Origin of the sequence: Pseudomonas sp. N040, from assembly GCF_015637705.1 — a bacterium.
In the GTDB taxonomy this organism is placed as follows: Bacteria; Pseudomonadota; Gammaproteobacteria; order Pseudomonadales; family Pseudomonadaceae; genus Aquipseudomonas.
On record NZ_JADOBE010000010.1, the window covers coordinates 109,798 to 121,871 of the forward strand.

Consider the following 12,074-nt stretch of genomic DNA (forward strand, 5'->3'; position numbering starts at 1 on the left):
GCCCGTGCCATAACCCACCCTGCGGAGGCCCCGCCTGTTGCGCAGATCAGGGCTAAATGATGCCGGATCAATAACAGGCTTCAGCCGTGATACTTCTGCAGCGCCGGGCGCAGCGGCCAGCGGCTCGGCAGCAGCTTGCGGGTTGGTTCGGCGAAGCGGCAGCGCAGGGTGCCGAGCTTCTCGATGCTGATGGTGATCTCGGCGCCCGGATCAAGGAAATCATCGTGATCCAGTCCGGTGCAGTCCGGCGTGGTGCCCATGCCCATCACCGTGCCCGGGGTCAGCGGGCAGATCAGCCCCAGCCAGTCGAACATCGCTTCCACCGTGTGGCTGATCTCCGCGGTCGAGCCCTGGAAGCGCGGCGCGCCGTCCACCGTCACGCTGACTGCCAGGCTGAACGGATTGCCGACCTCGTCGGCGGTCACCAGCCAGGGGCCGAGCTGGTTGCCGTTGGCCATGTCCTTGGTCAGGCAGAAACCGCCGACGACCTCGGCCGCCTGCACATCGCGGGCCGACACGTCGTTGAAGATGCAGTAACCGGCTACCGGCTGCTGCGGATTGCCGTAGACCACCGCCAGTTCCGGCTCGATGTCCAGGCGCGAGGTGTAGACCGGCCAAGGTACCTCGACGTCATCGCCCACCACCGAGTTGAGATTGCACTTGTAATAGGACAGTCGCTCCGGTACCCCGGGGGTAGCTGCGGGGCGCGGCGCCAGCAGCATCTTGCGGAAGGCCTCGAGCATTGGCGCGGTCTGCGGGTTGTCCTTCTCGTAGTGCATCAGCGTGTCAGCCGAGTTGGCCAGGTGGCGCGGGGTCAGGCCAAAGTCGAACAGCGCAGTGACTTCGATCGGGGCATGCAGGCGCACGCTGTCCAGGCGCGGCTTGTCCGCGTCGGCCAGCTTGCTCAGGTTGGCTTCGCCCCAGGTCTGCAGACTGCGTGCAGCCTGTTCGCTGGCCGGCAGGCCGGCGAGGTAGTTCTGGCTGTTGGCCAGGGCAGGATGCTGCTGGCCGCTGCCGGCCTGCAGGCTGGCGAAGGATACGGCGTGCGCGCCAATCACCAGACCGAACGCGGGGGCGCTGGTGTCCACGGAAAAACGGATGAGCTTCATGGGGATATTCCTGTTTGGTGATGGGTTGGCCGGCCGTGGTCAGGCTGCTTGCAGGCCGCAGGTTGGGTTGAGCAACGCGAAGCCCGACGCGAGCACCGTGCGGGCCCTGTTGGGCTTCGGCGCTATGCGCTTCAACCCAACCTGCGGTCTGATCAGTCGACGAAAGCCACCACGCGCGCCGGAGCGGCACTGCAGTTGGCCAGCTTCATCGGGAAGAAGCCGACCATGAAACCGCTCAGCGGCAAGGCGCCGAGGTTGGTCATCTGCTGCACGATAAAGGCTTCACGATCGACGATGGCCTTGTGTCCGTCCCACAGCACTTGCTTGTCCTTGCTCTGCTGGAACTTTTGCGCCATCACGCCAAACGGCAGATCCCAGCCCACGGCGTCGGTGCCGAGGATGGTGGCGCCCTGGCTGGTCAGGTGCAGGGTGCCGGCCCGGCTCATGCCCGGCTGCTGGTAATACAGCGGGTCGGTGAGGGTGTAGCGTTCCTGACCGGTGCGGATCAGCACGGCCTGGCCCTGCTGGATCTTCTGGCCGGTGGCGGCCAGCGCGGCATCGAGCATCTCGATGGTGATTTCCTCGCAGGGCTTGACCCATGGACGCACGTCCAGCACCAGACCGGGACGATACAGTTCGTCGAGGGCGATGTCGGTGATGGTGCGCGCCGGCGCACCGGCAATCTTCGAGCCGCTGTGCAGCGGCGCATCAACGTGGGTGCCGCAGTGGGTGGACATATCGGTCAGCAATTCTGCACCCCAGCCCTCGCCATTGGGCATGTCATCGTGGCTGCAGCCGAAATAACGGCAGAACTCGTCCGCACCCTTTTCGGTGGGGTGATAGTAATCAATGGCTGGGGATATGACCGGTGCCACGCTGGCCATAGCCGGAGGCAATTTGGCGCGGTTGGCGGGGTCGAGAATCTGGGTCAGGTCGATCAGTCGCATGGTCATTCTCCGTTGGTTGGTTGCAACACGCGCCACTTTTAGTCGAGCGTGCTGTCGAGCGAGGGTGTTGTTGTGAGTCTATGGCGCAGTTCCGGCTGCCAACTATCGAAATTCCGCAAGCTTTAGGCAAGCTGTCGCCAGGCCAGGGCGCCGCGAGCGGGCCATGGCCTGGCGGCTTTCAGGCGCGCCGGGCGGCCTGGCCATGGCGCTGCATGAAGGCCCGCATGCGCGGCGCGATCTGTGCCTTGAAGATCGAGCCGTTGAACACGCCGTAGTGGCCGACGCCGCTCTGCACATGATGTTCGCGCAGCCGCTCGGGCAGGCTGCTGCACAACCCCTGGGCGGCGCCGGTGACACCGATGGCGACCATGTCGTCGTCCTCGCCCTCCAGGGTCAGCAGGGCAATGTCCCTGATCGCCGCGCAGTTCACCGTGCGCCCCTTGTACTGCAGGGTGCCCTTGGCCAGCTGCTGGTCGAAGAACACCCGCTCCAGGGTTTCCAGGTAGAACTCGGCGGTGGCATCCATCACCGCGTTGTATTCGTCGTAGAAGTCGCGGTGCTTGGCGGCCGCCGCGTCGTTGCCCTGGCTGACGTCCCGGAAGAACTGCAGGTGCTTCTTCAGGTGCGTGCGCGGGTTGAGCGAGATGAAGTTCATCAGTTGCAGGTAGCCCGGAAAGACCCGGCGGCCGGCGCCGGGATACTTGCGCGGAACCTTGTGGATGTTCAGGCGCATCACGGCCAGGGGTACGTGCTCGGTGAGCCTGGAGATGCTGTTCGGATTGACCCGCACGTCGATCGGCCCGGCGAGCAGCGACAGCGTGCGTGGACGGCAGCGGTGCCGGTCCTCGGCCATCACCGCGGCGGCGCAGAGCGCGGGCACGGCGGCCTGGCACAGACCGACCAGGTGCACGTCGGGGCCGAGGGTTTCGAGGAACTCGATCAGGTACTGGATGTAATCGTCCAGCCCGAAGTTGCCAGCGGCCAGCGGTACCAGGCGCGCGTCTACCCAGTCGGTGATATAGACGTCGAAGTCGGGCAGGAACTCGCGCAGGGTGTCTTTCGACAGCGTGGCGTGGTGTCCGGACATGGCGGCGACGAACAGCAGCTTGGGCGCCTTAGCCGTGCGCGTGGTGGAGAAGCGGCGCAGCTCGCAGAACGGCTTGTGCACTACCACCTCTTCGCGCACCGGCAGCGTCTGGCCGTCGACTTCAATGGGCGCGTAGTCAAAGCGTTGCTTGGGATAGTCCTTGGTCAGGCGTAGCAGCGATTCCACTGCCGCTGCCCGGTAGCGATTGAAAGGTGAACCGGCGAGCGGATGACGCGGGTGGGTAACCACGCGGTGTTGCAGTGTGAGTGCGGCGTGCAGTGGACGCAGCGAGTATTCAGCGAGGGTGCGTAAGCGATAACGCATGCAGAGTCATTCCTTGGTGAATGAAAGAGGGGTGGCAGAAAGTTCAGCAAATAAAAGTACAGCACCTAGCTGCCGTGGACAGTCGGCGGCTATCCGGGTTTTCACTGTTCGTGCACATAGGTACCTGGCGCTGAGCAGAGCGGCGGGTACTGTTGCGAGCCGCAGTGTTTTGGTGCCGGCAGCAGTTCCCCTGAGCGCGCCTGGATCCAGCTGCGCCAATGTATCCACCAACTGCCTGCAGTGCGCTCACCAGCCTGCTTGAGCCAGCGCTGGGGATCCTTCTGTTTGGCCGGGGCGCAGAAGTAATAGGATTTTCCCGAGCCGGGCGGGTTGACCAGGCTCTGCAGGTGCCCGGCGTTGGCCAGCACATAGGTGGTGTCGGCGCCGAACAGACGTGCCGTCCCATAGCAGCCCGGCCAAGGGGTGATGTGGTCGGTGATGCCGCCGACCACGTAGGCCCCGACCTTGACCTTGCGCATGTCGATCGGTACCCCGGCGATGCTCATGACACCGGGGTTGACGAAGGGGTTGCAGTCGGCCAGATCGAGGTAGTCGGCGTGCAGTTGTGCGGGCAGGCGCGTGGTGTCGTTATTCCAGGCAAGGATGTCGAAGGCCGGCGGCTTGTTGCCCAGCAGGTAGTTGTTGACCCAGTAATTCCAGATCAGGTCGTTGGGGCGCATCCAGGCGAACATCCGGGCCATCTCGGGGCCGCTGATCACGCCTTTTTTCTGCGAGGCGGCCTTGGCCTTGCGCAGCGTAGCCGGGGTGGTGAATAGCCCCAGGGTGGTTTGATCGAGCGAGGCCTTGGTGTTGAGTACGCAGACGGCCCAGGTGGTATTGACCACTTTCTGTTGCTTGCCGGTGCCGGCCAGCCAGGCCAGGTAGGCAGCCAGGGTCATGCCGCCGGAGCAGGTGCCCCACATATTGACGTCGGCGCTACCGGTGATTTCCCGGGCAACGTCCACCGCCTGATCGAGGCACAAGGCGTAGTCGGACAGACCCCAATGGCGGTGCTCGGCGGTCGGGTTGCGCCAGCTGACGATAAACAGTTGCACGCCACTGTCCTGCGCCCACTTGATCAGACTTTTTTCGGCGGCCAGATCAATGGCGTAGTACTTGTTGATTTGCGGCGGCGACATCACCACTGGCCGCTGGTAGACCTCTGCGGTGGTGGGGGCAAACTGCAACAGCTCGAACATCTCGTTGCGAAACACCACATCACCTTTGGCTGTGGCGACATTCACGCCGACCTGGAACGGGCTGCGGTCGACCTGGGCCGGCATGCCGTGGTTGTGGCGCAGATCGTCGAGCAGGTTGCGCAGCCCCTGGACGAAGTTCTCACCGCCGGTATCGATCATCTTGCGCATGGCCACTGGATTACTCAGTGGCCAGTTGCTCGGTGCCAGCGCATCGACCAACAGCGAGCCAATGAAGTGCGCGCGGCCCTTGCCGACCATGTCGAGATCCGACTCGTCGATGAAGCGGGTCAGTTCCTGCTGGCTGGCCAGGTGCGCTTGCAGCAGGCGCTTGAGCAGAAAATTGTTCTGCCAGGCCGGGTCGGCAAAGCGGCGGTCGCGTGGGTCCGGGGCAAGCTCCGAGTCCCCCTTGAGCACTCGCCGCAGCTCGCCGGCAAGGCTGCCGAGATGGCGACTGGCCTTGCGCGGCGCACGCACCACGGCATCCACCAGGGCGCCGGCGGCAGCGCCCACATCGCGGGCGCTGAGACCGATCAGCGGACTGGCCGCCAGGGTATTGGCACTGGCTTCGAGGATCAGCTGCGCATCGCCTTTGACGGGTACCGTCTTGCTGCGACGCTTGGCGGGAGTGGATTTTGTAGAAGGTGTCATGGTGTGTTCTCGGTTGATCCGCGGCTGCAGCGCAACGCGCTGCCCGCAGACCTGGTTGCTATGCAACTGGCGAATGGCTTCAGCGCAGTTCCCGGTGTACTTCCTCGGGGTTGCTGGTCAGCGCCTCGACAAGGAAGCGTTCCAGTGGTTTTTCCGAGGCAGTCTTGGGGATCTGCTGCAGCACCTGGATATGGCTGGGCACGAAGTTGGCTTCCAGCCGGGCCCGGCAGATGCGGTACAGCGCCTGCACATCGAACTGCCCGCCCTGCCGGGGCACCACCGCCGCGACCACATCCTTCTCGCCCGGCACGCCGTTGGCGGAAGGAATGCCGTAGACATAGACGTCGTCGATTTCCGGCTGCTCGGCAATCACCTTCTCGATGAAGGCGCTGTTGATGAAGTCACCGTTGCGGCGGATACCGCTGCCCTTGCGGCACAGGAAGTACAGCCAGCCGTCCCGGTCCTCGCGGACCTCGTCGCCCATGCGCAGCCAGCCACCGGCGCACTTCTTGGCGCTGGCTTCGGGATTGCCGTAGTACTCGACCTTGAACGGCGTGCCGTCCTTGGGACGGAACAGCAGTTCGCCGACACGCTCGCCATGGGCATCCCTCGGCACATCCTCACCGGCCTCATCGACCAGCCGGTAATCCAGGCTGGCCACCGGCTTGCCGATGCTGCCGACCGGGCCAACGCCGGGCGGGTTGCCGGTCAGGCCGCCCTCGGCGGCGCCGTAGAACTCATACAGGCGCACATCGAAGCGCCGCGCGAAGTCTTCCCAGATCGCCGCCGGCATGCCGGCCGAGATGATGCTGCGTACCGGGTTGTCGGCATCGTCGGCTTTCGGTGGTTCGGCGTAGATGGCGGTGGTCATGCCGCCGAGCAGGGTGAAGTTGGTGCAGCCGTACTGGCGGGTGATGTCCCACAGCCGCGACTTGCTGAAGCGCCGCGACAGCACGCAGGGAATGGCGTTGACCAGCGCCGTGCCGAGGGTGATCAGCTGGGCGTTGGCGTGGGTCAGCGACAGCCCCGAATACAGGCGGTCGTCGGCCTGAAAGCCGAAGAACGCCGGCAGCGAGCGGGCGGTCTCGACATAGCGCCGGTGAGTCATGACGATGCCTTTCGGGTCACCGGTGGTGCCGGAGGTGTAGATCAGCTCCAGCGCGCTGTCGGGGCTGGCGCCGGGCAGCAGTTCGGGCCTGGCCGGGCCAGCCGCCAGTTCGGCATAGGGGATGGCATTTATCGCGCGCAGTTGCTCGACAGTGGCCTTGCCTTCGTCGGTGGGCAGGCCGATCAGCCACTGCAGGCTGGCAATCTGCGGACGCACTGCGATGACTTCATTGAGCGCATAGTCGCCGGCAACCACTGCCTTGCAGCCCACCGAGGCGAGCATGTAGACCAGCTTGTCACCCTTGGTGCGCGGGTCGATCGGCACCAGGGTCAGGTCCAGCAGCGCCGCGGCGACCATCAGTTCGACGAACTCGGCGTGGTTGGCCAGCAGGGTGCCGAGCTTGTCGCCCGGGCGCAGGCCAAGCTGGTGCAAGCCGCTGGCCAAACGCTGGCCCTGCTCCCACAGCTGGGCGAAGGTGCGCGTATCGTCGGGACGCACGCCGGCCCCCTCGACGGTGAGCACGGTAAAGTCCGGACGGGTCTCGGCCTGCTGCTGGATCACCCCGGCCAGGGTCAGGGGAGCGTGCCGGGTCATCTCATTGCTCCTTGATCAGCAGGCTGACCACGGTGGCGGCGGCATCGGTGCCGATGGCGCCACCGCCGTTGTGCGCCAGCGCGATGCGCGCGCCCTCGACCTGACGCTTGCCGGACTGGCCGCGCAGTTGCTCGGTCAGTTCGACGATCTGCGCGCAGCCGGTGGCACCGACCGGATGGCCCTTGCGCAGCAGGCCGCCGGAGACGTTGACCGGGATGCGCCCGCCCAGGTAGGTGGCGCGGCTTTCGATCAGCTGCGCGCCTTCACCCGGTGCGCACAGCCCGAGGTATTCGTAGGCGGCCACTTCCGAGGGCGCCGAGGCGTCGTGCAGCTCGACGCAGGACAGCTCCTGCGGGCCGATGCCGGCAGCCTCGTAAACCTGCCCGGCAGCCAGCGCGCCGACCGACTCGCCCGGCTCGGTGAAGTCCCAGCCCGACACCAGCGCCGAGGCGGCTACCTTGATCCGCCGGGCCAGGCCCAGTTCGCGGGCCTTGCGCTCGCTGACGATGATCACCGCGGCGGCGCCGTCGCCAATCGGCGAGCACATCGGCAGGGTCAGCGGATCGATGATCGGGCGCGCGGCCAGTACCTGCTCGACGGTCATCAGTTCCTGGTACTGGGCGCGCGGGTTCATGCTGCCGTGGAAGGAGTTCTTTGCCGCGACCATGGCGAAATGCTCCTTGGTGCTGCCGTATTTCTTCATGTGCTTCTTGGCCATCACCGAATAGATGTCCATGAAGATCGAGCGGTTGACGCCCACGGTAGAGGCATCGAAGGGTTCGCCGATTTCCAGGGCGATACGCTTGACCACGTTCACCGCGCCATCCGGATCCTCGATGTCCACGGCACTGGAGAAGGCGCCCAGGCTCTTGCTCTTGTCCTCGTGGTAGAGCTTCTCGCTGCCGCAGGCCAGCACGATGTCGTAGAAGCCGGCGCTGACCATGGCGCAGGCCTGCTGGAAGGCGGTGGAGGAAGAGGCGCAGGCGTTCTCGACGTTGACCACCGGGATCTTGCCGATGCCCATGTTGCGCAGCACCACTTCGCCGCGAATCATTTCCTGGCCGGTGACCACGCCCGCCGCGGCATTGCCCATCCAGGCCGCCTGAATCGCCGACTTGTCGAGGCCGGCATCGGCCAGCGCCGCCTGGATGGCTTCACCGGCCAGGCCCTTGAGGGTCTTGTCCAGGTGCTTGCCGAACTTGGTCATGCCGACGCCGGCAATATAGGCATTCATTTTCATCAGGAAGACTCCTTGGGTGGCTAGTGGGTAGCAGCTGCAGTTGGGTGTCCGCATGTGACACAGCTTGCGCTGACCCGGTGCCGGGCAATATCGAAAATCCGCAAACTTGCAGGTGAGTCCGGGGAGGGGGCGTCATGCCCTGCGGAAGGGTGACTGCATGCCGTCTGCGCGGCACGTCAAGCGCTGCTCGCTGCAACCGTCTGGAGCCGGAGCGCAGGCCGCGTGTTGGCAGGAATAAAAAAGTCGGAGAGCAGGCGAGCCCTCCGACCTAAAGCGACCCTGGCACTGAGGCCAGGGTCGCAGGTGGGCGAAAGATGCAGCAGGGTCCGCAGGTCAGCGGATGCCGGTAGTGGCCAGCGAGTCCGGCGACCATTTCACCTGGGGCAGTGGATCGCTGTACTTGATCCCGCCGTGCGGGCCGACCAGGCCGTTGATGTTGTAGGCGCCGCTGATCAGGTCGTAGATCATGGTCGTGGTGGCGTCCGGGTTCTGCTTGTCATAGCTCTGGGTCATGAAGGCGAAGGAACCACGGTACAGCTCGCCGCGGCCGTCATACTGGTCGGAAGCCAGAGCGATCCAGGTGTCCTCGTCCAGGTAGAAACGGCGCTTGTGGTAGATGTGGCGCTTGCCTTCCTTGAGGCTGGCCTCGACCACCCAGACGCGGTGCTTCTCCCAGCGCACGAGGTCGGGGTTTGCATGGTTCGGTGTGGTCAGCTGCTTGGGATCCTTGACGTAGGTCACCGCATAGGTGTTGTACGGCACGTACATCTCCTGCTTGCCGATCAGCTTCCAGTCGAAGCGATCCAGTGCCCCGGCGAACACGAAGGAGTCGTCGTACACCGCGGCACCGGAAGTGCCCGGGTTCGGGGTGTCGTAGGCCAGGTCCGGGGCCAGCTTCACCCGGCGCTGGCCGGGCAGATACGACCAGGCGCGACGCGGTTGCTGCAACGGGTTGGCCGCATCGCGAACCAGGATCGCTTCGCCAGCACGACGGGCCGGGCCGGAGTACAGCAGCTTGATCTGGTAAAAGGTGTCCTTGCCGGAAACTGGCTTGGACAGGTCGCTGTAGGCGGCGTAGTTGATGAAGCCGATACCCGTGGTGGCCAGGTTCGGCACACCGGTCGAATCCACGTTCCAGGAGTCGAACTTGCTGGCGATATTCACCCCCTGGTAACGCAGCAGGTGGTTCCACATGGCCTCATGGCCGGTCTGCGGGATCGGGAAGGGCGCGCCCGGGAGCACGTTGTCGATGCCGTTACCGCCATCGGTGGACTGGGCGGTCGTGGCGTTCTTCACCGTGTTGTCCAGTACGCGCTGGGGCAGGGAGGCGCTGCGATGGGTCGGGTAGACGTTGACATGGAAACTGGGGAACCGCTTGACCAGTTCGGCGGTGACCGCGGTCAGTTGATGCTTGTACTGCTCGACGTTCTTGCTGTCGATCACCAGTACCGGCTTCTCGCCGGCATAAGGGTCGGGACGGAAGCTGTCGCCGGCCTTGAAGCTGGCCGGCGGGGTGGTCAGGCCACCCTCGTAGGCCGGGATGGAGCCGTCAGTGTTACCGGCTTTCTCGGCGCCGATCAGGGTCAGCTCGGCGCCAAGCTTGGCGGCCTCTGCCGGTGTAACGGCGGCCTGTGCCTGGCCGGCGACGGCCAGGGCCAGAGACGCGGCCATCAGGGTGTGGACGAATTTCATCTAGTTGTTCTCCTGCGCAGGGCTAAGCCATTCGCGAATCAAAAGGTGGTTTTCAGGGTCAGGTACACGGCGCCACGGTCTTCAGTCGCACCGGAGCCGGAGAAGGACGAGTAACCGCCGGCGTAGCAGGTGTAAGCGACCGAGGCAGTGCCCGCGACAGGAAGTGCCTGGGCGTTGTCGTTGACCGGGTCATCACACTTGCCGGCTTTGCCGAAGGCATCCACGTACTTGAGGTCGACGAAGTACTGGTTGCGAATGATCGCGCCGACACCCAGCGAGTAGTTGCCGGTGTCTTCCGCACCGCCGCCGGCCACCGGCGAGTTGCCGTCGATGCCGTAGTTGACCGTCAGGGGCATGTTCATGTCGACACCCGGGAGCACCTGGAACCAGGTCGGGGTGAAGTTGACGGCGATACCCACGTTGTCGCGGGTCGCCTTGTCCACGCCGCGGTAAGTGTCCTTGCCCTTGTAGAGCGCCTCGTTCTTGCTGTCCAGACTCAGCAGGTTGCTGTAGTAGAGCTCGCCCAGCAGGCTGGCGGAGTCGAACAGCGGGGTGTCGGCAATGGCGACCAGGCCGTTGAGGGTCCAGTGCAGGGTCTTGCCGGTGGCGGCCATGCTGTCGCCGTCCTCGGGTGCGGTATCGACCACGCCGGCACTGCCCGGATTGATACCGGCTGCCTGCAGTGCCGCATAGGTCGTCGGGTTGTAGTTGGCCGCGATGCTGGTCAGCGTCATGTTCTCGCGGTAGTTCAGGTCGCTGCCGACGCTGACCCCGCCGAACTCCTTGGACAGGCTCAGGCCGTAGATGTCGATATTGTCGTTATAGGCGAACTGGTATTGCAGATACTGGCGGTCAAATACGGGCGGCGGAAAGCTGATAAGCGGCAGGCGTGTATCCAGGGTGGCCTGCGGCATGATGTCCGAGGTCTGGCGGTAGTAGAAGCCGAGGGTGCCATCCAGCCACTCCGGCGACCACTTGGCCATGACGCCCCAGTCACCGCGGTCATCCGGGGTGTAATCGTCACCGCGGCGCAGGGTGATCTGCTTCGACACGTCAGCGACCGCGTTAGGGTTTATCGAGGGCAAAATCACAGGCACATAGCCATTGCCGAGCAGCAGGCTTTGTGCGCCTTGACCGACCACATCGGAACCGGCGTAGTAAGTGCCGGCTTCAGGCAGGCGTGCCGGGTCCCAGTCGAGGAAGTACTGGGCGCCGAAGGTCAGCTCCGGATTGAGGTTGAAGGTGGCGGAAATCTGGTTGCGTGGCAGGAACAGTTCCTTGGCCTCGGTGCCCGGCGAGGCAGCGGCCTTGGCCAGATCGAGGCCGGCCTGACCGTAGCTCAGCGAGTGCGCGGCACTGAGGAAGGTCTCGCCCCAGAATACGTTGTGTTGGCCAGCTTTTACCCCCAGCAGCGAGTTGTCGCCGATCTCGGTGTTGTAGAACAGGAAGGCATCGAGGATTTCACCGGACGGGCCGTTGTAGTAACGCTGGGCGTAGTTACTCAGATGACGGCTGCCAAAGCCGCCGGCGGCGGCATTGGCCGGACCCAGCGCCTGGGTGATGTAGCCACTCTGGGCACCATTGCCGTTGACCATCGGGTTGGCGTTGGAGCCGGTATTCTCATAGGCCTTGTCATACCAGCTGGCGGCACTGACGCGAAAGCCCATGCTCGACTTGAACACCACGTCCATCTCGGTCAGCAGGTCGACACGGTTGGTGATGTTGGTGCCGGCCTTGCGGAAGTTGTAGTCGCCGTCGTTGCTGTTGGGCGTACCAAGTATGCGGCTGTCGGCGCTTTCGGTGCGCACGCCGTAGTTGTACTTGAGGGTGTTGTCGAGACGCGCCGCCCAGTCTTCACTGCCAGTGTCGAATTCGAAGGCATGGGCGCTTGGCAGGCTGGCGGCCAGGATGGCCGTGGCCAGCAGGCTGCGGTGCAAGGGACGATGGTGTGGGCTCTTCATGGGTTGGTGCACCTCTGGTTCTTGTAGTGGTGTGGAGCTGAAGCGATTCATCCGCCGCCTGCGCACGGCTCGACACAAGGTTGCCGCGCATGCGTGGGCTGTGTGCTTGCGCCGTTCCGGCGGGCAGTCCCGCGCAGTTACCTGCGCCGTACAGACACCGGGCGA

Annotated in this window: 8 protein-coding genes; all 8 read right to left on the bottom strand. The window is 64.6% G+C overall.

Going from position 1 to position 12,074, the window contains the following annotated elements; translation table 11 throughout:
* Positions 1 to 80: 80 nt before the first annotated feature.
* Positions 81 to 1,109 carry a fumarylacetoacetate hydrolase family protein gene (locus ISX93_RS14975; RefSeq protein WP_195779573.1) on the bottom strand — a complete coding sequence of 343 codons (1,029 nt, stop codon included), beginning with the start codon at positions 1,107 to 1,109 and terminating at the stop codon, positions 81 to 83.
* Positions 1,110 to 1,261: 152 nt separating this feature from the next.
* Positions 1,262 to 2,056: a cyclase family protein gene (locus ISX93_RS14980; RefSeq protein ID WP_195779574.1), complete on the bottom strand. Its 795-nt coding sequence runs from the start codon at positions 2,054 to 2,056 to the stop codon at positions 1,262 to 1,264.
* Positions 2,057 to 2,234: 178 nt separating this feature from the next.
* Positions 2,235 to 3,467 (bottom strand): polyhydroxyalkanoate depolymerase, encoded by a 1,233-nt coding sequence (gene phaZ, locus ISX93_RS14985; RefSeq protein ID WP_195779575.1) that lies wholly within the window; start codon positions 3,465 to 3,467, stop codon positions 2,235 to 2,237.
* 101 nt (positions 3,468 to 3,568) lie between these two features.
* Positions 3,569 to 5,314: an alpha/beta fold hydrolase gene (locus ISX93_RS14990; RefSeq protein WP_195779576.1), complete on the bottom strand. Its 1,746-nt coding sequence runs from the start codon at positions 5,312 to 5,314 to the stop codon at positions 3,569 to 3,571.
* Positions 5,315 to 5,393: 79 nt separating this feature from the next.
* Complete coding sequence (locus ISX93_RS14995) at positions 5,394 to 7,016, bottom strand: AMP-binding protein (RefSeq protein ID WP_195779577.1); 1,623 nt, start codon at positions 7,014 to 7,016, stop codon at positions 5,394 to 5,396.
* Between the two features lies 1 nt (position 7,017).
* Complete coding sequence (locus tag ISX93_RS15000) at positions 7,018 to 8,256, bottom strand: thiolase family protein (RefSeq protein ID WP_195779578.1); 1,239 nt, start codon at positions 8,254 to 8,256, stop codon at positions 7,018 to 7,020.
* Positions 8,257 to 8,589: 333 nt separating this feature from the next.
* Positions 8,590 to 9,948, bottom strand: a complete 1,359-nt coding sequence (locus ISX93_RS15005; RefSeq protein ID WP_195779579.1) for a DUF1329 domain-containing protein — start codon at positions 9,946 to 9,948, stop codon at positions 8,590 to 8,592.
* Between the two features lie 38 nt (positions 9,949 to 9,986).
* Complete coding sequence (locus tag ISX93_RS15010) at positions 9,987 to 11,960, bottom strand: DUF1302 domain-containing protein (protein WP_374987700.1); 1,974 nt, start codon at positions 11,958 to 11,960, stop codon at positions 9,987 to 9,989.
* Positions 11,961 to 12,074: the final 114 nt, after the last annotated feature.